Raw genomic sequence first — 26669 nt, 5'->3', positions numbered from 1 at the left:
AATAGTATTAGCATAAGATGAGTAAATTATATATACAAAATATGGCTTGTAATTAATTGAATAAAAAATAAGCATAACTTTAACTCTAAATTATAAAAAGCCTAACAAATTTTACTAGACCTTTTACAATATTAAAAAAATTATATTTTTATCTTCTTGAGTTATATATTTTTTCAATGATATTTAAAATTTCATACATAATCCATGCACAAAATGCTAAAACAAATACTCCCATCATAACTAAGTCTAGTTTGAAAACTTGGCTTCCATAAACTATCAAATATCCAATACCAGCTCTTGAAACTAAGAATTCACCGACAATAACTCCAACCCAAGCCATACCTATATTAATTTTTGTAAGATTTATTAAGTTTCCAATATTTGAGGGAATTATTAATTTACACAAAATTTGACCTTTAGTAGCCCCAAAGCTTTTTAACATTTTCATTTTTTCTTCATCTACATTGGTAAAGTAATTATAGGCTGATAATATAGTTACAACTACAGAAATAGTCACAGCAGTAACAACAATGCCTATTATACCAGCTCCAGCCCACACTATAATGATAGGAGCTAGTGCAGTTTTTGGAAGTGCATTTAAAACTACTAAAAATGGATCGAGTATTTTTGATAATCCATCAGACCACCATAGAGATATGGCAACTAAAATACCAAGTACAGTACCAATTATAAGCCCTAAAAGTGTTTCATAAACAGATATACCAACGTGTTTTAAAAGTTCTCCGTTTTTAAGATAGTCAATAAACAGTAGATATATATCACTAGGTTTGCTAAATAAGAAGGTATTTATTATTTTAAAGTCAGCTAGAACCTCCCACAGAATTATAAAACCTACTAGTAACAGAATTTGATATATAAGAACTTTTCTTTTGTCTTTTTTTACATTTTTTATATAGTTAGTGTACCCTTCAGAATTTTTACTTAGTCTCATAGGAATCTAACTCCTTCCACAATGTGTCAAAGTAATTTTGAAAATCTGGAACTTTACGAGTTTGAAGAGGTGTTAAATTTTCATTTTGTCTAAGGTTGATATCGTACGTGCTTTTTACAGTTGCAGGTCTCTTTGAAAGAACTACTACACTATCAGACATTGATATAGCTTCCGATAAATCGTGCGTTACGAGAATTGCAGACTTACCTTCATTTCTAATGATTTTGTAAACATCATCTGAAATCAATAATCTTGTCTGATAATCAAGTGCAGAGAATGGTTCATCAAGGAGTAGTATATCAGGATTAACAGATAGGGTACGAATAAGAGCAACTCTTTGTCTCATACCACCGGATAGTTCTTTAGGATACATATTTCTAAAATCCCATAAGTCATAAGTTTTTAAGAGTTTTTCAACTCTAGATATATTTTCGGGTGTTTTCTTTTTCTGTATTTCTAGTCCTATAGTTATGTTATCCATTATAGTTCGCCACTCTAATAGATGATCCTTTTGAAACATATATCCTATATTGCCTTTGAGATTTACTTCACCTGAAGTAGGTTGTAAAAGTTTTGTTAATATGTTTAATATAGTTGATTTTCCACTTCCTGATGGTCCAAGGAGTGTTAGAATTTCTCCTTCTTTTAAAGTGAAATTAATATTTTTTAGGACTTCTATTTCTCCTTCTTTGTTGTAGAAGTTTTTGTAGAGGTCTTTTACTTCTAGTATTGTTTTCATGGTGTCACCCCCGTAGATTTTACTTGTATAGTTTATAGTATTAAATTTGGGTGTGTTTTGTACCATTTTGAGCTATATATGTTAACTCGATTAACGATATTTAAAATCAATTTATAATGCATCAAATGAAGAACAAGGTCATTCAATAATGCTTGAAGTTACAGAAAAATGGCAGAGTCATTACCATAATGGTATGAAAAGTTGGTCAGTTAACTGGGATGCTATATGTTCAATTTTAAAATTTTCATCAGAAGTTAGAAAGGTTATATACACAACAAATGCTATAGAGAGCTTAAATAGTAGCTATCAACGACTAAACAGGCAACGTAGTGTATTTCCAAGCGATGTATCTTTACTAAAAGCTTTATACTTAGCTACATTTGAGGCAACTAAAAAGTGGAATCTATCTCTTCGAAATTGGGGTAAAGTTTATGGAGAATTGTCTATAATATATGAAGGAAGGCTATAATAAATATATGCTCAAAAAACGCATTTTCGTAAGGTGTATTTGGTATACAACTAAATAAATTTTTATATTAAGTTAAGGCATAGACAATATTTATTATATCTACACCTCAACAAAATTATAATAGAAAGCTATTTAAAGAAAAGCTTTCACAGTCTCTTTATTTTTTATAAAGAAGTTTCTCTTAAAGCTAAATTTTCATTTCTCTCAAGTAGATGTCTAATAGCCCATTCATTTTGGAATAACAATACTGGATTTCTATTTTTATCTTCAACTAGTATTGTATCCATTGGCATTGAAAGCTTATCCGATTTGAAAGTATCAGCTTCAATCCAACGTATATGGCGGTAAGGTAGTGTGCTCATTATCATATCAACACCATATTCTTGTTTTAGACGATATTCTAAAACTTCAAACTGAAGAACTCCAACTACTCCTACAATAAGTTCTTCCATACCAAAATTAGGTTGTTTGTATATCTGTATAGCACCTTCTTCTGATAATTGCGTAAGACCCTTTAAGAACTGTTTTCTTTTAAGAGCATTCTTTGTAGATATTTTTGCAAAATGTTCGGGAGCAAATTGTGGTATACCAGTGTATTGTAAATTTGATTGTTTTTCACTTAATGTATCACCAATATTAAATATTCCTGAATCATGTATCCCTATAATGTCCCCTGGGTAAGCTGAATCTATCATAACACGGTCTTGTGCTACAAACTGTTGAGGTTGTGAAAGTTTAACCTTTTTGTTTCTTTGTACATGAGTTACTGTCATACCTTTTTCAAACTTACCAGAGCAAATTCTTAAAAATGCAATTCTATCTCTATGAGATTTATCCATATTAGCTTGAATTTTAAATATAAATCCTGAGAAATTATTAGAATCAGGGTCAATATCACCTAAATTACTACTACGAGGATTTGGCGGTGGTGTTATTTCTAGGAATGATTCTAAAAATGGCTCTACACCAAAGTTAGTAAGGGCACTTCCGAAGAATACAGGTGTTAATTCACCATTTAATATTCCGTCTAAATCAAAATTATCTCCAGCAATATCTAAAAGTTCAATATCCTCTAGTAGTTTTTCATGAAGAGCATCACCTAATAAAGTATTGAATTTTTCATCAGATATATTTCCAGTTGTAGACTTAGCAATAGATTGTCCATGGTTACCATCATCAAATAGTTCAACTTGATTTTTATGACGGTTAAACACACCTTTGAACTCTTTACCAGAACCAATTGGCCAGTTTACTGGACAAGAGCGAATTCCTAAAACATTTTCAATATCTTCAAGTAGCTCAAATGGATCTTTTCCTTGACGGTCCATTTTATTGATAAAAGTGAAAATTGGTATTCCTCTCATTTTACAAACTTGAAATAATTTCTTTGTCTGATCCTCAACACCTTTAGCAGAGTCAATAACCATTACTGCACTGTCTGCTGCCATAAGAGTTCTATAAGTGTCCTCACTGAAATCTTGATGCCCTGGAGTGTCAAGAATATTTATGCAAAAATTATTATATTCAAATTGAAGAACACTTGATGCAACAGATATACCTCTTTGTTTTTCAATTTCCATCCAGTCAGATACTGCATGTTTTTGAGATCTTCTTGATTTAACCGAGCCTGCTTCACGAATGGCACCACCATATAATAGAAACTTTTCAGTTAATGTAGTTTTTCCTGCATCGGGATGGGAAATGATTGCAAAGGTTCTTCTTCTTTTAACCTCATCAATCAAGTTTAAATTTTGTTCTGTCATTTTTTATCATCCTTTATTCTAATTTTATGATTACCTAAATATAAAAAATTATATTTATTAACAGTTTTAAAATGAACATAATTTTCTATGTATTATAAAAACCTACAATCCTATTGATATTATAACTTTATTGCAAAACTGTCAATATAGAAACTAACTAAATTATAGTAAGAAGGCACAGAGGAGAGGATTAATTACAAGGACAGGCTTATAAGTGAGGAGCACTTCCTGTGGAAAAGTCCTAATGCTACATACTGTAATGCTTTCGGTGTGTAAATTATTTTCGATATTTTGAATTTCAAGACCTATCATTATATTATCCATTATATTTCGCCATTGCAATAGATTGTCTTTTGAAACATATATCATATCTTACCGTTTATGTTTACATCACCACTAGTTGGTTTTAAAAGTTTAGTTAAGATATTTAGTATAGTTGATTTACCAGAGCCACTTGAAACAAGTAGTGTTAGGCGCATTTTGCCACTTGCTCATTCATTTACATTATTCTTCTTTTATAATTCTTCTTTTATAAAAAATAATATAAAATAAAAACCAGGGCATGATGAGCTAGAGTTGGCAGAAAAGGAAATAGTGTTTTTGAAAAGACTTATAGGCATTCAAGATAGGTGTGAAAACATTATTGATATTGAACTTTTAACAGCTATTTGGTCCTAATTGCGAAAGTAGGTTATAATGTTGATTTTGAAGAACTATTATATAAAGAATATTTGAGGTATAAAGGGTAGAATATAAGTGTAAGCTACTTAAAATATCAGATACATATTAGATAATTAACTGGTTGTGATAGTTGAAACTAATTTACTTTATTTGGTAGATTGGTTTCAATAAAAAGTATCCAATTTCTCTGAAGGTAGTTTCTACTCTTCTTCTATTAGAATTGACTGATAGTCACGAAAAGCTTTAATACAAAATGATTGAAATTAGTCGTAAAAAATGTTATGCTATCAAAAGTAAATCTAAAAAGAATGTCGTTACTAGATATATAATCAATTGTAAAATTGGAATTGATTATATATTGAAGAGCTTATTTTTATAAGCTCTTTTTAAATGATAAAGAGAGGTAATAATATGATAAAAATTGATAACTTGTCCTACTCATTTCCGAAAAAAGATCTATATAATAAGATTTCATTTACATTAGAAGAAGGTCAACACTGCGCTTTTATAGGAGCAAGCGGTAGCGGGAAAAGTACACTGATAGATATAATTATGGATCCAGAAAGATATATGTTTGATGGCAAGCTAGAAATGGACTCAAACTGTAGAATTGGATATGTAAGCCAGTTCTCACAACTAGATAAAACAAAAGAAACTACAGTTTTCGAATATATAGCAGAGGAATTTATTAAGCTACAAAATGAAATAACATCTATTTGCACAGAAATGGAAACATCTTCTGATATTGATACTTTATTAGAAAAGTACCAAGAATCCTTAGACGCATTTGATGCAATAGACGGGGATGATTTTGAAAGTAACATTAATAAGAAACTAAATCTTGCAAACCTAAGCAAGCATAAAGATAGAATGATATCTGAACTTAGTGGTGGGGAATTTAAACTTATTCAAGTAATTAAAGAAATGCTTAATAAGCCAGACTTAATGATTATGGACGAGCCAGATGTGTTCTTAGATTTTGAAAACCTTAATTCTCTTAAAAGTCTAATTAATTCTCACAAAAAAACAATGCTAATTATTACGCACAACAGATATCTATTGAATCATTGTTTTAACAAAATTATTCATCTTGAAAACACGGAACTCCAAGAATTTGATGGAAGATATATTGATTACAACTTATCATTACTTCAAACTAAAATTGAGTTACAAGAACTAGCTATAGCTGATGATGAAGAAATTGAGAGAAATGAAATTTTAATCGATAAATTAAGAGAGAGAGCAACTTATAATGCTGAAGCTTCTAATGGTAGAGCTTTAAAAGCTAGAGTTAAAATACAAGAAAGACTAGAAGCACGTAGAATTAAAGCGCCATTTGTAGACATTAAACAACCGAATATAAATTTAGCTACTGATAATGAAATAGAAGAAACGGTTGCTTTGAAGGTTAATGATTATAGGGTTGCATTTGATGAGATGCTTTTAGAAAATGTTAACTTTGAGATTAAATCTACTGATAAAGTAGCTCTTATAGGTTCAAACGGCATGGGAAAAACGACTTTAATGAGAGAGATCTTTAAGAATAATCATGAATGTGTTGAAATAAACAATGACATTCAAGTTGCGTATTTATCTCAGATGCAAGGAGAAATATTAAATGAGTCTAATACAATACTTGAAGAGTTCTTCGATGCAGGATTTGAAACTTATCGAGAAATTAGATCATATATTTCAAAATATGGTTTTGAGGAAGAAATCATTAATCAAAAGATAGGATCTTTATCTGGTGGAGAAAAGAATATACTTCAATTAGCTAAAGTTTCATCTAGTAAAGCAAATATGTTGCTTCTTGATGAACCTACAAGTCATTTAGACACATATTCACAAATAGCACTTGAAAAAGCCATAGAAAATTATAATGGTGGGATTTTAATGATTTCTCATGATTATCATTTTATAATTAACTGTATGGATTATGTTTTAATGATTGAAGATAAGACAATCAGAAAAATGAGTATGAGAAAATTTAGAAAAATGATTTATGCTACTTATTTTGATAAAGACTATTTAGAAATTGAACAAAAGAAAAAATCAGTTGAATCGAAAATAGCATTGGCTTTAATAGATAGTGATTTTGAACTTGCAAAAACTTTATCTGAAGAGTTAGAAGAGCTAATTAAGTTACTTTAAATCGTGTATTACTTAAAATAATAAGTTAGAACCCCCTTGAAATTGGCAGATTAAATCACAAAGTCTGCCAACTTTAAGGAGGTTCTTTTATGTTCAAAAGACTGTCTCATAATTAATTACAACCACTTTTATTAAGGAAATATTTATTTTGCTCCTAACATATATTTTATAAAGAAACTATAAAATAAAAATTTGGAGGAAAATTTAATATGTTTAAAAATGTAATTGTAAAAAGACCATCAAAATCAATGGTAGAGGGCATAACATCACAACCAAAACTAGGAAAACCAGATTATGAATTAGCACTAAAACAACACGATAAGTATATAGAAGCTTTAAAGGCTTGTAATGTAAATGTAACGATTTTAGATGCAGATGAAAGATTTCCAGATTCATGCTTTGTAGAAGATACTGCAGTAATAACTAAAAATTGTGCAATAATAAGCAATCCAGGAGCAAAGTCTAGAAATAAAGAGACAGAGGACATGATAGAAACTATAAAACAATTTTTTACAGAAGATAAAATAGAGTACATAACAGCACCAGGAACTTTGGAAGGTGGAGATGTTATGATGGTTGGAAATCATTTTTATGTAGGTGAATCTGCTAGAACAAATAAAGAAGGATGCAGACAATTCATAGAAAAGTTAGAAAAGTATGGATACACAGGTTCTGTAGTTGAATTAGAGCAAGTATTACACTTAAAAACAGGTTTAGCATATTTAGAAAATAATAATTTATTAGTAGCAGGCGAGTTTGTTGACAAAGATGTATTTAAAGATTTTAATAGAATAATTATAAGTGAAGATGAAAGTTATTCTGCTAACTGCATATGGGTTAATGATACTGTGTTAGTTCCATTTGGATACGAGAAAGCTAAAAAAGCAATAGAAGAGAAAGGATATAGGGTTATAGAAGCTGACACTTCTGAATATAGAAAGCTTGATGGGGGATTAAGTTGTTTATCCCTTAGATTTTGAAAATAGTAGGATTTTATGTAGACAAGATTTTAATTGCTTTTATTTATACTGTTATTTTATTTAAGTTGGAAGAGAATTTGGGTCAGTATTTTTATTATTTATAAATAAAATTAAAAAAGAGTATCTATTATCAAAGATATAGTGTATACTTATAGAAGTAGTAAACAATAAAAAGAAAAGCCTTTATAAAAGGTGATGGAGAATTAACAAATGACTAACGGAACAGTAAAATGGTTTAACAACGAAAAAGGTTTTGGATTTATATCAGTAGAAGGTGGAGATGACGTATTCGCACATTTCTCAGCTATACAAACTGATGGATTCAAATCATTAGAAGAAGGACAAAGAGTAAGCTTTAATATAGTTAAAGGTGCTAGAGGACCTCAAGCAGAAAACATAACTGTATTATAATATATAGATTGTTCTAAAAAGACCTTCGGGTCTTTTTTTGTATTTAAATTATAAAAGTTTAAGTTTATTTAAATAAAGAAATAATAATGAATATAAAGTTCCTAGTAGGAATAAGCACTTAAATATTAAAAACAAAACCAATAACATTAAAATAATCTTTTGAAATATATTATTAAATAAAATTAAAAAAATGTATCTATTATTAAAAATATAGTGTATAATAATAGAAGTAGTAAACAATAAAAAGAAAAGCCTTATAAAAGGTGATGGAGAATTAACAAATGACTAACGGAACAGTAAAATGGTTTAACAACGAAAAAGGTTTTGGATTTATATCAGTAGAAGGTGGAGATGACGTATTCGCACATTTCTCAGCTATACAAACTGATGGATTCAAATCATTAGAAGAAGGACAAAGAGTAAGCTTTAATATAGTTAAAGGTGCTAGAGGACCTCAAGCAGAAAACATAACTGTATTATAATATATAGATTGTTCTAAAAAGACCTTCGGGTCTTTTTTTGTGCTTAAATTATAAAAAGTATAAATTCAAAAGGGGATGTAATATGAATTTCACATATATTATAAGGTGTAAAGACGATTCATTATATACTGGATACACAACAGATATAAGAAGAAGGATGAAAGAACATGAGACAGGTATAAATTGTAAATATACAAAAGTAAGGGGTTTCAAAAAACTAGAAATCTACTTTACTAGTAATAGCAAAAGTAAAGCTATGAAGTTAGAGAGTTATATAAAAAAGCTTTCTAGAACTAAAAAAATATGGGCTATACAAAATGGGGAAATATTTATAAATGAATTAGAAAATAAGGATGATTATAGAGTTGGAAATATGGAAGACGTTTATGGAATAATATAGACATTAAAAATTGATTTCTAAAATTGTTTATTATAATGTTAAATGATTTAAAATATGCTACTATTAGATAATAAAGTTTGCTGTGAATTTTAAAAATTAGGATAGTAAAATCAATAAGGATATAATAGTGCATGAGTTAATAGGTAAAAATAAGAGGGGGGAATAGGTTATGAAATACAAAGAAAAATATCCGATTTTAGAAATAAACTTAAAAAAAATATATGAGAATACAAATTACATAGTTGATTTGTGTGGAAATCTAGGAATAAACATAGCAGGAGTAGTAAAAGGTGTAAACGCACCATTAGAAGTAGGCGAAATAATGCTAGAGGGAGGTTGTAGGTATATTGCTAGTTCTAGGTTGGAACAATTAATAAATCTTCAAAAAAAAGGTCTCAAAAGTGAAAACATGTTAATTCGAATGCCTATGATTGGAGAAATAGAAGAAATAGTCAAATATGTTGATATTAGCTTGAATTCAGAGTTAGAAACTATAAACAAAATAGAAGAGGAATGCAAAAATCAAAATAAGAAGCATAAAATAATTCTAATGATGGATTTAGGTGATTTAAGAGAAGGTATATTGGATGAAGAAGAATTTATAAATACAGCTTTATATATAGAAAATAATTTTCAATATGTTAAATTATATGGAATAGGAACTAATTTAAGTTGCTATGGATCTATAAAACCTACTTATGGAAATTTGAATAAACTATGCAATGCAGCTATAAAGATTGAAAATAAAATAGATAGAGAATTAGATATAATATCAGGGGGAGCAACAACTACATTACCATTGGTATTAGATAATAATATACCTAAGAAAATAAATAATTTAAGAATAGGTGAAGGGATATTAGTAGGGCGTGATTTAGCAGATTATTGGGGATATGATATAAAGCAAATCCATAAAGATACGATAGTATTAAAAGCAGAGGTAATAGAATTAAAAAATAAACCATCTTACCCTATAGGTGAAATGTTTATAGATGCTTTTGGTAATAAGCCTGTTTATGAAGATAGAGGTATAAGAAAAAGAGCTATATTAGCTATAGGTAAGCAAGACTTTGTTTTTCCTGATAGTTTAATACCATTAGAGGAAGGTATAGAAATAGTAGGAAGCAGTAGCGATCACCTTATAATAGATATAGAAAACGCGGCTAAAAAAATTGAAATAGGAGATATTGTAAATTTTGGAATGTTTTATCCTAATGTACTTTTTTTAACTGCATCTGATTCTGTTAATAAAGAATACGTTTTTTAAATAAAAAGAATAGCATTATTCAAAATAATAGTATATATTATTTAAAATATAGTGTATAATAGTATATGTAATACACAATAAAAAGAAAGCCTTGCAAGAGGTTATGGAGAATTTTAAAATGACTAATGGAACAGTAAAATGGTTTAACAATGAAAAAGGTTTTGGATTTATATCAGTAGAAGGTGGAGATGATGTATTCGCACATTTCTCAGCTATACAAACTGATGGATTCAAATCATTAGAAGAAGGACAAAAAGTAAGTTTTAATATAGTTAAAGGTGCTAGAGGACCTCAAGCAGAAAACATAACTGTATTATAATATATAGATTGTTTAAAAAAAGACCTTAGGGTCTTTTTTTAGTTATGGAAATAAATCTGACATAAATAAAGATAAATATTAAATTTATTCAACAATACAACTATTAGATGTAAAGAGTAAGGGTAAAAATTAAGACTTCAAAATAATATTGTTGAAATAACTAAAATAGATGTAGAGTTTACTAAGGCGAAGTTCACAAACTGCGATATAGTTAAATTAGTTGAAGATATAACACTGTCTGTTATAAATTATGCAGGCCCTAAAGAAATAAACATAGTATTTGATACTGAAATTGAAGAACATGTAATAAAGTGTGATTCAGATATGATAGAACGTGCCATACTTAATTTATTATCAAATGCGATAAAATTTACTAATGAAAATATTAGTGTAGAGATATTAAACAATTATAAAAAAGCTAGTTTAAAGGTTAAAAGAAACCTTTAAACTAGCTTTTTATTATGCATTCAATTTGTTTATATAATTACAGTTTGCTTCTATATGATTTAAGAATAATAGTAATCGTTCATAAAGAGGATGAGACTCTTTTCCATACTTAAATTCTAAAATTTCACCTATTTCTTTGACAGTTTTTTTACCATCAATTTGTAAAAATATATAGCTACCATATTTATCTAATGTGATTTTTTTGTACATAGGTATTTTAAATTTTAGCTTTCTAAACAAATTTTGTATCCAATGATCTTGTTTTTCAAGTATAGTAACCGTTTCATCTTTATTTACTTCGTAATCAATTTTACTAGAAATTTTAAAAATCATATTTAAAATTTCATCATTATTACTCATTATGTTTTACCTTAGATGATATTATAGGTAATGTAGTAAGGACAACCAAGACTACTAGTAAAAGAATTGCCATACCATTTCCAGCTGCAAATCCAGTTGGAGCACCTACATTTATAACTCCTGTTACTTGTAATATAATACCAATTAATCCTATAATAGAACCACCAGCAACAAGACCTGAAGATAAGCTTATACCGTTTGAAACTTTGACTTCTTTTTCGTTATCAGATTTAGCCATTTTTTCAACAAGCACACGGATTAGTGCACCAATTAAAATTATAGAAGTTGTTGCAATTGGTAAGTAGAAACCTATAGCAACAGTCATAATTGGTAATTTTAAGAAGTAGAAAACAATTGCCATAAATACACCAACAATAATCATAACCCAAGGTAATTTACCAGACATGATTCCAGAAGTAAGTGTAGACATTAAGTTAGCTTGTGGTAATGCAAATTGAGCACTATCTCCAACTACTTTAAGTTGATCAGCAAGTAATAAAATTGTACCAACAACTGTAACAACACCAACAATACTAGCGATTGCGAAGTAACGTTGCATTTCATTTTTATTACCACCAATAATATAAGTTACTTTTTGAGATTGGCTGTAACCACCAGCCATAGATATTGCAACAACTATAAATGTACCAAATAAAAGTAATGATTTATTATCTTCTTGACTAGTCCATCCCATTGAAACAAATATCAATGTTACAATAACTAAAGATGCTATTGTCATACCTGATACTGGTAAGTTAGATGTACCTATAGTACCTGTTAAACGACCAGCTACTATAACAAATAATAAAGATAATAAAAGTGAAATAATTGCACCTACAATTGCCATTGTAATATTTCCAGAAATTAAAAATGCTGCTATAAATCCAACTACAATACCACCAAATAAAATTAAAATTTGAATAGATGAACCATCATCTCCATTTGAAGCAGAAGCTTTAGCATTCATAGTTTCTTTAACAGAAGCTATAATAGTTGGGATAAGTTTAATCGCACCAATCATACCACCACAAAGCATCATACCAGCACCTATATATTTTACATAACTACTAGAAATTGCATTAACATCCATTTGATTAAGAGCCATTGAACTATTATTCCACACTGTAACCCCATCAGCTGCTAAATCAGTAAAGTAACCTATTAAAGGTGCAATACCGAAGCTTGATAAAATAGATCCAGCAAACATTGTTAAAGATACTTCAAGTCCTACTATAAAACCAATCCCTAAAAGAAGAGGATTCACTTCAACACTAAATTTCCATTTATAAAACTTACTACCAATAAAAGTTATTACATTGTTAGTTAGATTTAAAAATGAACCTGTTAACACTGTAAGCACACCACCTATTCCAAATCCAATACCCATATACTTTATTGAGTCCCCGCCAGTATCTGAAGCTACAAGCGTCTCTGAAATAGCCATAGATTCTGGATACATAAGTTTACCATGTTCTTCAATAATTAAGTAATTATGGACAAGTGATGCACATCCAATACCAAATAATACTCCACCAACACCAACAGCCATACCTTCAAAAAATGATATTTGACTACCAATTAAAATAACAGCTGGGAATACGAAAATCATACCGCTAGCTACTGATTCTCCACCGCTTGACATACCTTGAATTAGGTTTTTACCAAGAATTCCTTTTTGACGAGCAAATGCGCCAACAAATGCGGAACCTATTATAGAACCAGGAATTCCTGCAGCAACGGTAAGACCAGCTTTCATACCAGAGTATGTTGTAGAAGCTGCGAAAACAATCGCTAGGACAAGACCTATAATTAATACTGCAACATTTCCACCTGATTTAGATTTGTCTGTTATGTAAGGAATATAATCTTTTCCAGATATCCCTCCATATGCTTCTTTAGATAATTTCTTATTCATTTGAAATCCCCCTTTTTTTTATTTGCTTAAGCAAATTATAGCACATATTAATTAAAAAAATTGGGAAATTTTGTTTAAACAATAAATTGCGATAATTAACTTTAATAGATTGAGTTAGCATTAAATAATGCCTTTATTAAGGATACAAAATAGTATATTAATACAATAAAAAGATGAATTTAAAAATAAAATTTATTGACATACACAATAAAAGGAGATAATATGTAATTACAAAACTTAATAATCTTCAGGGCAGGGTGAAATTCCCTACCGGCGGTAAAGCCCGCGAGCCTTAATAGGCATGATTCGGTTAGATTCCGAAGCCGACAGTACAGTCTGGATGAAAGAAGATAATATAAAAATATAGTGATATAAGTTTACATAATATATCTATATTTATTTGATTAATATGCTCTGGAATATTTTATATTTCAGAGCTTTTTTAGTTAAATAGATTTATTAAGTTTACTTAAATATATTTATCCATAAAAGTCCTGAGCTATTTAACTTAGGGCTTTTTATAATACAAAGAAATTATTAGAAGGGAGGCTTTAAAGTGAAGTTAAATTATATGAGTTTGGCGTTAGAATTAGCGAAAAAAGGAAAAGGTAAAGTGAATCCAAATCCTATGGTAGGAGCAGTAATTGTAAAGAATAATAAAGTAATAGGTCAAGGGTATCATGAAGAATATGGAAAAAATCATGCAGAAATAAATGCTTTAAATAATAGCATAGAAGACGTAGAGGGTGCAACATTGTATGTAACATTAGAACCTTGTTGCCATTATGGGAAAACACCTCCATGTGTAGACAAGATAATAGAAAGTAAAATATCTAAAGTTGTTATAGCATCTAAAGATCCTAATCCTTTAGTTTCTGGGAATGGAATTAAAAAACTAATAGAAGCAGGTGTTGAAGTAATAGTAGGAATATTAGATAAGGAGAATAAGAAACTAAATGAAGTATTTATGAAGTACATAAAATTAAAAAAACCTTTTATAATTATGAAAAGTGCAATGTCATTAGATGGAAAAATAGCAACATATGGTGGAGAATCTAAATGGATAAGTAGTGAAGAATCAAGAAAAAATGTTCACAAATTAAGAAATGAGGTTATGGCGATTTTAGTTGGTGTAAATACAATAATTAAAGATGACCCAGAGTTGACTTGTAGGTTAAAAAATAGTAAAAATCCAATAAGAATAGTAGTAGATAGTTCTCTTAGAATCCCTATAAATTCAAAAGTAGTGAACCAAATAAATAAATCAAAGACTATTATTGTAACTACGACAAAAGCTAATAAAGATAAGATAAATAGTTTAGAAAATAAGGGTGTAAAAGTAATAATATCTAAATTAAAAGATAATAGAGTAGATTTAGAAGATATGATGATAAAATTAGGAAAATTAAAAATAGATAGTATTTTATTAGAAGGTGGATCTAGTTTGAATTTTTCAGCACTTTCAAAAAATTTAGTAGATAAGATACAAGTTTATATTGCTCCAAAGTTAATTGGTGGTGAGACTTCAAAAACTCCAATCGGAGGATCTGGGATAGAAATGTTAAAAAATGTTTTTAAGGTTAAAGATATGACATTTGAAAGTATAGGAGAAGATGTTTTAATACAAGGTTATGTTGAGAGGAGATAAAAAAATTTGTTTACAGGAATAGTTGAAGAAATAGGTGAGATTGAAGGTATAAAAAAAGGAGAAAAATCATCAAAGCTTATAGTTAGATGTAATAAGATTTTAAATCAAACTAAATTAGGGGATAGTATTTGCACTAATGGAGTTTGCTTAACTATAACTAATATAGCTAAAAATAGCTTTGAAGCTGAGGTAATGCCTGAAACTCTTAGAAAAAGTAATTTACAAAAATTAAAAATTGGAAGTATTGTTAATTTAGAAAGAGCGATAAGTTTACAAACTCGTCTAGGAGGTCATATAGTAAGTGGGCATATTGATGGAATAGGTGAAATAATAGATTTAGAAAAAGAAGATAATGGACTGTGGATAAGTATAAAAACTTCACAGGAAGTGCTTAAATATATCATTTATAAAGGATCTATATCAATAGATGGTATAAGTTTAACAGTAGGCTATGTAGACAATAAAATGTTTAAAGTATCTATAATTCCTCATACATTGGAAAAGACAATTTTACTAAAAAAAATAGTCGGAGAAACTGTAAATCTTGAATGCGATATGATTGGTAAATATATAGAAAAATTTTTAGCATTAGATAATCAAACTCAAAATAAGAAAAACAGTTACATAAACGAAGATTTTCTTAAGGAGAATGGATTTTTCTAATTTAAGATATTTATAAATCATAGAATAATGAATATATAATTAAAAGGGAGAAATAATTATGTTTGAATTTAATACCATTGAAGAAGCGATTGGAGATATAAGAGAAGGAAAAATGATTATAGTAGTAGATGATCCAGGTAGAGAGAATGAAGGTGATTTGCTAATAGCAGCTGAGAAAGTAACACCACAGGCTATAAATTTTATGACTAAGTATGGAAGAGGACTTATATGCATGCCACTAAAAGAAGAAACTTTAACTAAATTAAGTTTAGAGCAAATGGTACAAAACAACACCGATAATCATGAAACAGCTTTTACAGTAAGCATTGATTATATAGATACTACTACTGGGATATCAGCTCATGAACGATCTTTAACTATACAAAAAGCTTTAAGTGATGATGCAAAACCAGGACACTTTAGAAGACCAGGGCATATATTTCCACTAAAAGCAAAAGAAGGTGGAGTATTAATTAGAAAAGGACATACTGAAGCAAGTGTAGATTTATCGGAACTAGCAGGATTAAAGCCAGGTGGAGTTATTTGTGAAATTATGAATGACAAAGGTGAGATGTCTAGGACTCCAGAGCTAATAGAATTTGCAAAAATACATAATTTGAAAATTATAACTATAAAAGATTTAATAACATATAGAAAGAAAACTGAAAAGCTTGTTGAAAGAGTTGTAAAAGTAAATATGCCAACAAAATATGGAGATTTTAAGATGTACGGATTTATTGACAAATTAAATGGTGAACACCATGTAGCTTTAGTAATAGGCGATATATGTGAAAGTGAAACTGTATTAACTAGAGTTCACTCAGAGTGCTTAACGGGAGATGTATTAGGATCTAAAAGATGTGACTGTGGGGAACAATATGATTTAGCAATGAAAAAGATAGCAAAGCAAGGTAAAGGTATACTTTTATATATGAGACAGGAAGGAAGAGGTATAGGTCTAATTAATAAACTAAAAGCATATGCACTTCAAGATCAAGGTTTAGATACAGTAGAAGCAAATCTTAAGTTAGGATTTGAAGCTGATACGAGAGATTACTTTGTAGCGGCGCAGATACTTAAAGACTTAGGAGCAAAAAAACTTAATCTTATGACAAATAATCCAAGAAAAATTAATGGACTAGAAGCTTATGACATTGAAATAGTGAATAGGGTACCTATTCAAATGAATTATAATGAAGTAAATAAATTTTATTTAAAAACTAAACAAGAAAAGCTAGATCATATATTATCTTACTAAAAATATAAAATATAGATAAAAATAAGGAGATATTAAAATGAGAATAATGGAAGGTAGCTTAGTAGCTAAAGATATTAAAGTAGGTATAGTGGTAGGACGATTTAATGAATTTATAGTTTCAAAATTACTAGGTGGAGCGTTGGACGGTTTAAAAAGGCATGGAGTACTAGAAACAAATATAGAAATTGCGTGGGTACCAGGGGCGTTTGAGATTCCACTAATAGCTAAAAAAATGGCTAAAAGTAAAAAATATGATTCTATTATATGTTTAGGTGCAGTAATTAAAGGGTCAACTCCACATTTTGATTATGTATGTGCAGAGGTTTCTAAAGGCATATCATCAGTATCATTAAGTGAAGAGTTACCAGTTGTGTTTGGAGTATTAACTACAGATACAATAGAGCAAGCTATAGAAAGAGCAGGAACTAAATCAGGAAATAAAGGCTATGATGCAGCTGTAACATGTATAGAAATGGTGAATTTATTAGAAAATTTTAGCTAGATGTAAAAAGATATAAAGTTCACTTATATAAATATATAATGATATTAATTGGTATAATATGATTCTATTATAGTTATATTATAAATACAGTTAAATTCAATTAGATGTGGAGTGAAATTTATGCAAAGAGAAAATTATCTAGCTATAATGAAGACCTTCTTTATGGCTATAGTATTTTTAGTTTTAGGAAGTATTATTGGGGTGTATTTTATACCACCTTCAGTTAGATATATGATGAATATTGCATTTTTCATAGTTGTATTGTTTTCATTATTTTCAAGGAAAGGTGGGTTTATTAAAAATAAACCGAGCATGTATATATATGCATTTATTTTAGGTGTATTAACAGGATCTACTTATGTATATTATTTTGTAACATTAGGTGAACAAGTATTTATATCAGCTATATTTGGAGTACTATTAGTATTTGGGCTAGCATATATAATTGCTAAAAACTCTTCAGAGGAAAAAGTATTTAAATTATCATCTATGATTTTCGCAGGTATGATTGCTTTACTAATCCTTGAGTTTATAAATATATTTTTCTTTAAATTTGGAACGTTTGATTTATTATTATCTACTGGCGGTATAATTATTTACTCAGTATATGCGGTTATTATAATGAAGTCAGTTCAATCAAGATGTAGATATGGAAAACTATCAGAGGAAGAAGTAGTACAACTTTCTTATTCTATATTTATAAGTTTCTTAAATTTATTACTTGATTTATTGAGACTATTATCTATAATAAATAGAAATAATGATTAACAAAAATCCCCTTATCAAAACATAATAAGGGGATTTTATAATATTAACGAAGATTATGTTCTTTACAATCACCTATATTCACAACATTACATAAAAATAATAAGAGAAGTAAATATATGTTATTAGCAAAATAATGGGGGTAATGATGAGAACAGTAGCAACTTTTATAATATGTTTAATAATATTTATGATAGTAATTGGTATATTTGCAATAATGTTTAAACTAACAGGATTGAGTATAGAAAAAGCTAGATTTCAAGTAATATCGCTTCTAACTAGTACTGGATATACAACAAAAGAAAGTGAACTAATAGCTCAACATCCAACAAGACGAAAATTGGCAAGTGCGCTAATGATAATAAGTTATGTTAGTACCTTAACATTTATATCTTTTTTAGTAAATCTGTTATCAAAAAGTTTGATAAATGTAAAGTCTATAGCTGCTATATTAATATTTATAATATTAGCAGTTATATTTTTAAAAAGCCAATTACTTGAAAGCATAGAAAATATAATAGAACATATAGTAGAAGAGTCACGCCTATGGAGAAAATTAAATTCAAGATATATAAATTTTATAACAAAACATAAAGGGTATTGTATATGTGAAGTATATTTAAGTGAAAACTGTGACTTAATAGGAAGTAGTATAAGGGATAGCAATTTATTAAATATAGAAATTAAAGTACTTAGTATAGACCAAGGGCATGAACTTATAAATTTTCCCATGCCAGACTATATTTTTAGAGATAATGACAAGCTTACGGTATATGGAAATCTGCATAATATAAAACATAAATTTCATTAGTAAAAAACATTATGTTTTATAATTTATGTTTGTAGATAGTTTTGAGATGAAAATTATATACGATGTGATTTAAAATGCGAAGTATCTCTGTAAATAAATATATTTAGAGATACTTCGTATTTTAAAGTATTAATTTTTTATATAAGTAGAAGAATGATTAAAAGAATTGCAAACGGTAATATAAATAGTAACTTACCCGCAGTAGTACCAATGTTAACAGTCCAGCCAACACCAAATCTCTTTTCAACAAACAACGAGGGGTCATTATTATTATTATAAATACAACCGAAAATCCATACACAATCTTCATCATCCACAGAATAAACTGCGTCTTTACTCTTGCTAGGAGATTTATAATATAAATAAGTTTGATAAATAGCAGCTAATATAATAACAATAATACATGGCCATAGAATCATTGGGCTTACATCACTAGCATTGTACATAGAAATTAGTATATGTATAAGCATTACCTGGCACCCTATTATTAAAATTAAAAAAGTAAATCCAAGCATATTTAAATAATGCAAATGAGATTTTTTACTTTTGTTAATATCATCAATAGAAAGCTTAGCTCTACTTTTTAGTGAACCAACGGAAGATATATATATAATACCCCCTAGTCCGACCATCATAAGAACTTGAGATAAAATGCTTATGAAAGTCTTATCATTAAAAGCATCTGCTTTACCACTAATTCCCCAATGAGTAGGAATAATATCTGGGATAGAATTATATTGGCTTATAACATAAGTACCAATTAAAACTACTACTATAGTAGGAATCATAAACCAAATAGAAAATTTCTTTATAATTCTATTTTTTTCATTCATAAATTCTGTATCAAATACAACATTAGTTTTTTCTATATCCAAATCAGAAATGTTTAAGGCTAATTCATTTTTTAAAGCTTTTACATTGTTGTGAATATATACATATATAAAAAATTGATATAGACAAAACCCTAGTATAGGTAAAATAGATGCAAATATATAAGAATTAAATATATAAATTAAAACTAAAGTAATTATAGCAAAAACTATAAATCCAAGTGTAATCAAAAGCTTAAAGCGCTTATCTAAAACTTTAAATTCATATTTATTAAAATAATTATTATTTAAACTAATCCCATAAAAATGTCTTTCACCACTTAAGTTTTGAGTGAAATAAATCATCAAATAAACTAAAAATAAAATTGGTAAATTGATAAGTAAAGCAACTGTATTATTCATAATCTTTCACCTCGTATTTATTAAATAATTTATTACTGTAGTCTATAAAATCTTCACGAGACATACCAGTAAGGTAACTTTGTGCTACTAAAATGTCTAACATAGACTTTATTTTGTCATCTGACAATTTGTTATTAGGTAATGGCAAATTATTTACAATCCCACCTTTTCTTCTATCAATGTTTATATAACCCTCATCTTTAAGTAAATTATAAGACTTATTAACAGTATGAAGATTAACACCAATTTCTTGTGCCATATTTCGAACAGAAGGCAAAGATTCATTGATTTTTAAATCACCATTTGCAATAGATTTAATAATTTCTTCTCTGATTTGTGTATATATAGGTATATCACTATTAAAGTCCAAATTTAAAATCATATAAAACACCTCCCAATATAAAATTAATAGTTTCTATCTAGCTTAGTTTTAGATGAAAACTTTGTTATATATATAATATAACAAACAGTATTAATATTACAAGCGTTTTTTAAAAATACAATAAAAAAACTAGGATTATTTAATCCTAGTTAAATATATAGCTATTTATTTTTAGTAAATACAAAATTTTTATATTTGCTAAAAAACCCTGTATCATTATTTTTATCTTTAATATTAATTTCATTATCATCTAAAATTCTCATTTGGTAACAGTACATAGCATATTCACCAAGCTTATCAACTAACTTATTATTAACGTAAGCACCTACAAAAGCACCGATACCTGGAACTAATTGAAGTAATTTAGCTAAATCAATGTAATCTCTATATTCTTGTTGAAACTCTTTCCAATCAAAATCATTTATATCATTAGATAAAGTATTTTTATAACTATCCCAAATTTCCATCTTATTAAATACCTTATTGGCATGTTCCTGACTTGAGAAAGCAAGTTGAAATATATTTAATATATAGATTCTTTCTCGATAATCATTAATATCAAAGCCGTAAATACTAGCAAGCTCATAAAGAAGCTTTATTTTTATACTAAGTAAAAGAGGTAAATCAGTAAAACCAATAAGTAGACCACCGGCACCTGTACCAGCACCTTCAATCATAGCAGTATTTTTATAGTTTTTTATTTTTTCTAAAGCTAAAAGATCTCTTGACTCTAAAGAAAGGTTATACATAGGTTGTTTAGTAATATATTTAGATCCAAATAAAACTATTTTTGTCATATTTTTAATAGCAGAAGTAAGTATATTATGATAATTATCTGGTAACATATTGTTGAATTTATTTTGAGTTGCTTTTGAGGCTTTATTAATAATAGAAGGTTTTTTTCTCATTTTAGATTTCCAATTTTGCAATTCTTGTAACTTTGTATAATCATAACAATTCATATTTATCACCTATTTTAAATTTTTTATAGTACTATAATACTATTTAGATCATGATAAGTAAAGCTGCAAAATAGAGTATAACATAGTAGTTATATATTAGAAATATATTATTTTAAAAAAAATAATTGACAAAGAAGATTGAGCACTGTATTATATAAATAAATCAAAAATAAATGCGATGAAAAGGAAAGTAATTTTAAAAATACTTATACAGAGAGTTCTTATTGGTGAGAGAGAGCAAAGGATATTAAAATGAAAATGGCCTTGGAGCGGTGTACCGAGATCTTTTAGATTTAGGCTACAACGGGTTCACCCGTTACAGTGATAAAGTATAACCAAAATTTTGGCGTACTTGATGAGGTTTGTATTGTGAAGTACAAACAAATTAGGATGGTAACACGAAGTGTCAACTCTCGTTCCTAGGATTAAGTTCTTAGGGTCGAGAGTTTTTTTATGTTTAATAAAGCAGTTTAGCTACGCGCGGGCTAGATTCTTTATAAATATAATTAAGAAACTTAGAAATAAAATTGAAATTTATCAAAAATAACATAAATCAAAAATATGATTATGAAAAGGAGATATAAAAATGAAAAATGAAATCAAAAAAGGAAATCCGTTTGCTTTATTGCCATTAGGTGTATTTTTAGTATTGTTTGTAGGCAGTGGAATTATAACTGGGGATTTTTATAAAATGCCATCAATAGTAGCGTTTTTAATAGCAGGAGGTGTGGCATTATTATTTAATAGAAAAGTAAATTTAGAAGAAAAGATGAATGTATTTTGTAAAGGTGCAGGAGATACTAATATTATCTTAATGGTTATAATATTTTTATTAGCAGGAGCTTTTTCAAACGTAGCTAAAACAATGGGAGGAGTAGACTCAACAGTAAACTTAAGTCTATCAATACTTCCATCGAATCTTTTAGTGCCAGGTTTGTTTATTATAGCATGCTTTATATCAGTTTCTATGGGAACATCAGTTGGTACAATAGCAGCACTTGCTCCTATAGGACTTGGGATTGCACAAAAGACTGGTATTCCAGTATCATTAGTAATAGGTGCAGTTGTAGGTGGTGCAATGTTTGGAGATAATTTATCTATGATATCAGATACAACAATAGCAGCTGTAAGAACTCAAGGATGCGAGTTGAAAGATAAGTTTAAAGTTAACTTTTTAATAGTTTTACCAGCAGCTATAATAACTGTAATATTATTAGCAGTAATAACGTCAGGATATATAGCAATACCTAACCAAAGCTATGAGTATGAACTAATAAAAGTTTTGCCATATATTTTAGTTTTAGTAGGTGCTTTATGTGGAGTAAATGTATTTGCATTACTTGGAAGTGGTGTTTTATTTGCAGGAATCATAGGAATTGCAACAAAATCATTTGATTTATTAGGATTTATAGAAGCTGTATCTGGTGGAATAGGTGGGATGTATGAATTAAGTCTTCTATCTATAGTTGTTGGAGGAGTTGTAGGGCTTATAAAGTTTAATGGAGGCATAGATTATGTACTTTATTTTGTAACTAGTAAGATAAATAGTAAAAAGGGAGCAGAGTTTGGAATAGCAGCATTAGTTAGTGTTATAGATTTATGTACAGCTAATAATACAGTAGCAATAGTGGCAGCTGGACCTTTAGCAAAAGATATAGCTACAAAATATGATATAGACCCAAGAAAAACAGCTAGTATATTAGATATATTTTCATCTTGTTGGCAAGGTGTAATACCTTATGGGGCACAACTTTTAACAGCAGCAGGAGTAGCTGGAATATCTCCAGTTGAAATATTACCATACCTTTACTATCCTGGTTTAATGTTTGTATGTGGTATTTTATCAATAGCTTTTTCAAAACCTATAATTGACAAAGTTAAGTCACATAATGTAGCTTAGCATAATTTCATAAACAAAAGACAGGTTGAGATACCTGCCTTTTTTTATGAAGTTAAAATTTTAATAATGTTAAAATATATAAAACATAACGCTAAGCATTACCTTATAACGCTATTTTATATATTTTAACATTATTATATTATTAATTAGGAATAAAATCAATAATAATCAATAAAAAACAATAAAAATAAATAGAGAAAATGATTAAAACAATAATAAATAATAATAATATTATTACAGCTGATTAATTATATGATAATATCTAATAATAATAATAATTTACTTCATGTAATAGTAAGTAAAGATCAATTGCAATATAAGGAGGGTGTTATGTTTGTTGAAGAAAGGCATGAAAGAATAATTTTAAAAATAAATCAATATGGGAAAGTAAGGGTTAAGACTTTAAGCGAGGATTTTAATGTAACAGAAGATTGCATACGAAAAGATTTAACTTCTCTTGAAAAAAAAGGTTTATTAAAACGTACATATGGAGGAGCTGTTCTAATTAGACAAAATGTTCATAATGTACATATAGATTATAGAAAAAGTGTAGATTTAGAAGAAAAGAAAAAGATAGCTAAAAATGCAGAGCCACTTATAAAAGATAACTATACAGTTTTTTTAGGGATATCAACTATAAATATTGAATTAGCAAAGGTTATTTTAAAAAAGAATTTATCTATAACTGTAGTTACAAATATGATAGAGATTATGCAAATATTTGCAACTGATTGTAATATAAAATTAATATTTATAGGAGGTACATTTAGTAAATGTAAAGATGGGTTTATAGGAGCATTTTCTATAGATTTAATAAATAGATTTAAATTTGATATTGCGTTTTTAGGGGTCGTTGGTATAGATGTATATGAAAATAGTGTATCCACATGTGGAGTAGAAGATGGTATTACTAAAATGACTGTATTAAAGTCGAGTAAAAGTTGTTATATACTAAATGAAATTAATAAATTTAACAGAGATGGGAATTATAAATTTTCAGAAATAGGAGATTTTACAGGTATAGTTACAAGTGAAATCTCTGATAGTAATATATTGAACAAATTAAGAGAGTATGACTTAGAATTAATTATATCTAAATAACAAAGGATACATACGTAGTTAAAATTAAACAAGGACCATATTGACGAAATTATCAATATGTCCTTGTTTTTACTTGAATTGTAAAATTAACCCTTTTGCAAAGTACTGTCTAAGAATAACATTTGTATTTTTATTACCTCCTCTATCTGCTTAAACTTAGAAAATTCTTTTCCATTATCACATGTACAATCTAAGTTATAAAAAAGTAAATAATTAAAGAAAAGTTATATTAATTACTTTTAAATTATATACTTAAATATATAATAAATGAAAGAAGTGGTGGTATGAATTACTTAAGTTATTTAAATATAAAACATTTTAAAGGAATAGAAAATTTAGAGCTAAAAGATTTATCAAATATAAATATAATAGTAGGAAATAACAACAGTGGAAAAACCTCATTGTTAGAAGCAATATCATTACTTCAAAGCCAAGATAGCATGAAAACTATGCTAAAGCACATATCAAGAAGAGACACTACCTACCCAACAAGATTTGAATTATTTCTAGAAATATTTCCAAAAGAACAAGAGGTTTCAAAGAGTATACAAATAAATTCAACTATTAACGGATTAAATAGACAATTAAAGATAGATGGAAAATTAGACAAAGAAATATTTAAAGGTAATTTAAGTATAAAGTTAGACGATGAAAAATTAATAAAAAAAGATATGGTTTTTAAACAAAGTCAAGTTATTAGAGATAGTAGTAGTTATGATATTATAAAAATTATATATATAACTCCATATGATCATTTTAAAGATGGTCTTATTAATAAAACTATAGAAAATATAAGAGAAAGTGATAAAGATAAAATAATGAATTTATTACAAATGTTTGATTCTAATATATTAGACTTTAAAGTTTTATATACTAATAACAAAGAGAATCCTCAGACTACATATATAAACCATAAGAGATACGGGTTTATGCCTTTATTTAGTTTTGGAGATAGCATAAAAAAGGTTTTGACATTAGCATCAGCTGTTATTAGTGCTAAAGGAGGAATACTTTTAGTTGACGAGATAGAAACTGCAATACACAAAAATATGATAAATGAAGTTTTTAAATGGTTTATAGATGCATGTGAGGAATTTGAGGTTCAACTTATATGTACAACACATAGTTTAGAAGCAATAGACGGTATGATAATAGCTTTAGAGGATGAAATAGACATACTATCTTGTTTTAGAGTAGAACTCTATGAAGAAAAAGTATATGGAACCAAATTTTCAGGTAACAAGTTGAAAGAGATAAGAACTTTACTAGGTCAGGATGTGAGATAGTGAAAAGTTTTATATTCTTTGTAGAAGGTATCCATGATGTAAATTGTGTAGCTAGAGTATTGCTACTTAATAAGTATATAGAAGCTAAAAATATAAACCAGTTGCCAGAAATATGGAAAATAAGAGTGCCAAGAAATTATCCTTTTATAAATGACAGACTAGATAGGCATATACATATACCAGCATATTTTTTGAAAAATGACTTATGTATAGTAATAGTATCATCAAATGGAGCTACAAACATATTGACGGATATTGATCTGTATTTAAGCAATATGAATAAAATTGAGCTGAAGCAAATAAATGGGATTTGTGCAATATTTGATGCAGATGAATATGAATTTAAAGAAGCTTTTGATGAAAAATTTAAAAAATATAATAAAGACAGGATTGTTAATAAAAAGGATTTTCTAATAGGACATTGTAGAGTAAGGGGTGAAATTATACCTTTGCATAATTATTTTTTTCCAAATAATAAATCTAAAGGTACTTTAGAAAATCTTTTACTTGAAGGTGCAAACATAGTTTACAGTGATTTACTAAAGAATGTAGATGAATATATGCAAAAGATAGATGATAGATATAAATACAATTGGAGTAGGTCTAGTGAAAATAAGGTGAAAGTGGGATGCATAGCTAATGTATTTCAGCCTGGTGGAGCTAACCAGACATCTATAAGATACGACAATTGGATTAGTGAAGAAAGTATGGAATATAGTCCTGCTATAAAGAAATTTTATGATTTTATCATAGATATTATATAATAATTGTTTTTAGTAAAAAAAGCATTCTACACTACTTTTTTTACTAAAAACAATTATTA

Annotated in this window: 25 protein-coding genes, 2 pseudogenes, 1 riboswitch and 1 other annotated feature; of the genes and pseudogenes, 18 read left to right on the top strand and 9 right to left on the bottom strand. The window is 28.0% G+C overall.

The window, feature by feature from the left end:
* Positions 1-148 precede the first annotated feature (148 nt).
* A complete protein-coding gene (locus tag QOZ84_RS00450) occupies positions 149-952 on the bottom strand; it encodes an ABC transporter permease (RefSeq protein WP_284130988.1) in 804 nt (267 codons plus the stop codon).
* Positions 939-1691: an ABC transporter ATP-binding protein gene (locus QOZ84_RS00445; RefSeq protein WP_026901232.1), complete on the bottom strand. Its 753-nt coding sequence runs from the start codon at positions 1689-1691 to the stop codon at positions 939-941. Before QOZ84_RS00445 ends, QOZ84_RS00450 begins: the two co-directional genes overlap by 14 nt.
* Before the next feature lie 100 nt (positions 1692-1791).
* Between QOZ84_RS00445 and QOZ84_RS00440 the strand changes: the two are divergent.
* Positions 1792-2160: pseudogene (locus QOZ84_RS00440) on the top strand (transposase); the annotation flags it as partial.
* Positions 2161-2324: 164 nt separating this feature from the next.
* Here QOZ84_RS00440 and QOZ84_RS00435 read toward each other — a convergent pair.
* Together QOZ84_RS00435 and QOZ84_RS16700 are read right to left on the bottom strand one after the other, a co-directional pair.
* Positions 2325-3923, bottom strand: a complete 1599-nt coding sequence (locus QOZ84_RS00435; protein WP_284130987.1) for a peptide chain release factor 3 — start codon at positions 3921-3923, stop codon at positions 2325-2327.
* 291 nt (positions 3924-4214) lie between these two features.
* Positions 4215-4396, bottom strand: a pseudogene (locus tag QOZ84_RS16700) (ATP-binding cassette domain-containing protein); the annotation flags it as partial.
* A 619-nt stretch (positions 4397-5015) separates the two neighbouring features.
* On the opposite strand from QOZ84_RS16700, the gene QOZ84_RS00425 reads away from it, so the two are divergent.
* The 7 genes from QOZ84_RS00425 (at position 5016) to QOZ84_RS00395 (ending at position 10614) form a co-directional block, all read left to right on the top strand.
* Positions 5016-6755, top strand: a complete 1740-nt coding sequence (locus QOZ84_RS00425) for an ABC-F family ATP-binding cassette domain-containing protein (protein ID WP_284130986.1) — start codon at positions 5016-5018, stop codon at positions 6753-6755.
* Between the two features lie 209 nt (positions 6756-6964).
* Complete coding sequence (locus QOZ84_RS00420) at positions 6965-7735, top strand: dimethylarginine dimethylaminohydrolase family protein (protein ID WP_284130985.1); 771 nt, start codon at positions 6965-6967, stop codon at positions 7733-7735.
* Positions 7736-7945: 210 nt separating this feature from the next.
* Complete coding sequence (locus tag QOZ84_RS00415) at positions 7946-8146, top strand: cold-shock protein (protein ID WP_026901215.1); 201 nt, start codon at positions 7946-7948, stop codon at positions 8144-8146.
* A gap of 281 nt (positions 8147-8427) precedes the next feature.
* On the top strand, positions 8428-8628 hold the full coding sequence (locus QOZ84_RS00410) for a cold-shock protein (protein WP_026901215.1): 201 nt from the start codon (positions 8428-8430) through the stop codon (positions 8626-8628).
* An 82-nt stretch (positions 8629-8710) separates the two neighbouring features.
* A complete protein-coding gene (locus QOZ84_RS00405) occupies positions 8711-9028 on the top strand; it encodes a GIY-YIG nuclease family protein (RefSeq protein WP_284130984.1) in 318 nt (105 codons plus the stop codon).
* A 169-nt stretch (positions 9029-9197) separates the two neighbouring features.
* Positions 9198-10295, top strand: a complete 1098-nt coding sequence (locus tag QOZ84_RS00400; protein WP_284130983.1) for an alanine/ornithine racemase family PLP-dependent enzyme — start codon at positions 9198-9200, stop codon at positions 10293-10295.
* A gap of 118 nt (positions 10296-10413) precedes the next feature.
* Complete coding sequence (locus QOZ84_RS00395) at positions 10414-10614, top strand: cold-shock protein (protein ID WP_026901212.1); 201 nt, start codon at positions 10414-10416, stop codon at positions 10612-10614.
* Between the two features lie 459 nt (positions 10615-11073).
* Here the strand turns inward: QOZ84_RS00395 and QOZ84_RS00390 are convergent, their stop codons facing one another.
* Complete coding sequence (locus QOZ84_RS00390) at positions 11074-11421, bottom strand: PqqD family peptide modification chaperone (protein ID WP_284130982.1); 348 nt, start codon at positions 11419-11421, stop codon at positions 11074-11076.
* Positions 11414-13336: an OPT family oligopeptide transporter gene (locus tag QOZ84_RS00385; RefSeq protein ID WP_284130981.1), complete on the bottom strand. Its 1923-nt coding sequence runs from the start codon at positions 13334-13336 to the stop codon at positions 11414-11416. Before QOZ84_RS00385 ends, QOZ84_RS00390 begins: the two co-directional genes overlap by 8 nt.
* A 239-nt stretch (positions 13337-13575) precedes the next feature.
* Positions 13576-13692: riboswitch (FMN riboswitch) on the top strand.
* Positions 13693-13892: 200 nt separating this feature from the next.
* Here QOZ84_RS00385 and ribD point away from each other — a divergent pair.
* From ribD to QOZ84_RS00355, 6 genes are all read left to right on the top strand, one after another.
* A complete protein-coding gene (ribD, locus tag QOZ84_RS00380) occupies positions 13893-14984 on the top strand; it encodes a bifunctional diaminohydroxyphosphoribosylaminopyrimidine deaminase/5-amino-6-(5-phosphoribosylamino)uracil reductase RibD (RefSeq protein ID WP_284130980.1) in 1092 nt (363 codons plus the stop codon).
* Between the two features lie 6 nt (positions 14985-14990).
* On the top strand, positions 14991-15647 hold the full coding sequence (gene ribE, locus QOZ84_RS00375) for a riboflavin synthase (protein WP_284130979.1): 657 nt from the start codon (positions 14991-14993) through the stop codon (positions 15645-15647).
* 58 nt (positions 15648-15705) lie between these two features.
* The gene (locus QOZ84_RS00370) at positions 15706-16905 is read left to right on the top strand and encodes a bifunctional 3,4-dihydroxy-2-butanone-4-phosphate synthase/GTP cyclohydrolase II (RefSeq protein ID WP_284130978.1); all 1200 of its coding nucleotides are present in this window, start codon (positions 15706-15708) and stop codon (positions 16903-16905) included.
* Between the two features lie 37 nt (positions 16906-16942).
* On the top strand, positions 16943-17407 hold the full coding sequence (gene ribH, locus QOZ84_RS00365) for a 6,7-dimethyl-8-ribityllumazine synthase (RefSeq protein ID WP_284130977.1): 465 nt from the start codon (positions 16943-16945) through the stop codon (positions 17405-17407).
* Positions 17408-17527: 120 nt separating this feature from the next.
* Complete coding sequence (locus QOZ84_RS00360; RefSeq protein ID WP_284130976.1) at positions 17528-18175, top strand: Bax inhibitor-1 family protein; 648 nt, start codon at positions 17528-17530, stop codon at positions 18173-18175.
* Between the two features lie 145 nt (positions 18176-18320).
* Positions 18321-18983, top strand: coding sequence for a TrkA C-terminal domain-containing protein (locus tag QOZ84_RS00355; RefSeq protein WP_284130975.1), 663 nt, complete (start codon positions 18321-18323; stop codon positions 18981-18983).
* Positions 18984-19120: 137 nt separating this feature from the next.
* Here QOZ84_RS00355 and QOZ84_RS00350 read toward each other — a convergent pair whose 3' ends face one another.
* The 3 genes from QOZ84_RS00350 to QOZ84_RS00340 all read right to left on the bottom strand — a co-directional run bounded on the left by QOZ84_RS00350 (position 19121) and on the right by QOZ84_RS00340 (position 21559).
* Positions 19121-20215, bottom strand: coding sequence for a DUF5808 domain-containing protein (locus tag QOZ84_RS00350; RefSeq protein ID WP_284130974.1), 1095 nt, complete (start codon positions 20213-20215; stop codon positions 19121-19123).
* On the bottom strand, positions 20208-20597 hold the full coding sequence (locus tag QOZ84_RS00345) for a GntR family transcriptional regulator (protein WP_284130973.1): 390 nt from the start codon (positions 20595-20597) through the stop codon (positions 20208-20210). Before QOZ84_RS00345 ends, QOZ84_RS00350 begins: the two co-directional genes overlap by 8 nt.
* Positions 20598-20758: 161 nt before the next feature.
* On the bottom strand, positions 20759-21559 hold the full coding sequence (locus tag QOZ84_RS00340; protein ID WP_284130972.1) for an EcsC family protein: 801 nt from the start codon (positions 21557-21559) through the stop codon (positions 20759-20761).
* A gap of 169 nt (positions 21560-21728) precedes the next feature.
* Positions 21729-21983, top strand: a binding site (T-box leader).
* A 162-nt stretch (positions 21984-22145) separates the two neighbouring features.
* Here QOZ84_RS00340 and QOZ84_RS00335 point away from each other — a divergent pair.
* From QOZ84_RS00335 to QOZ84_RS00320, 4 genes are all read left to right on the top strand, one after another.
* A complete protein-coding gene (locus tag QOZ84_RS00335) occupies positions 22146-23459 on the top strand; it encodes a Na+/H+ antiporter NhaC family protein (protein WP_284130971.1) in 1314 nt (437 codons plus the stop codon).
* A gap of 330 nt (positions 23460-23789) precedes the next feature.
* Positions 23790-24560, top strand: a complete 771-nt coding sequence (locus tag QOZ84_RS00330) for a DeoR/GlpR family DNA-binding transcription regulator (protein WP_284130970.1) — start codon at positions 23790-23792, stop codon at positions 24558-24560.
* A 284-nt stretch (positions 24561-24844) separates the two neighbouring features.
* Positions 24845-25846: an AAA family ATPase gene (locus QOZ84_RS00325; RefSeq protein WP_284130969.1), complete on the top strand. Its 1002-nt coding sequence runs from the start codon at positions 24845-24847 to the stop codon at positions 25844-25846.
* Positions 25846-26610 carry a DUF3226 domain-containing protein gene (locus tag QOZ84_RS00320; protein ID WP_284130968.1) on the top strand — a complete coding sequence of 255 codons (765 nt, stop codon included), beginning with the start codon at positions 25846-25848 and terminating at the stop codon, positions 26608-26610. Before QOZ84_RS00325 ends, QOZ84_RS00320 begins: the two co-directional genes overlap by 1 nt.
* Positions 26611-26669 lie beyond the last annotated feature (59 nt).

The organism is Romboutsia sedimentorum (assembly GCF_030131845.1).
GTDB classification, from domain to species: Bacteria; Bacillota; Clostridia; order Peptostreptococcales; family Peptostreptococcaceae; genus Romboutsia_D; species Romboutsia_D sedimentorum.
The sequence above is the reverse complement of the archived record's forward strand: the minus strand, read 5'-3'. Positions and strand labels throughout refer to the sequence as shown.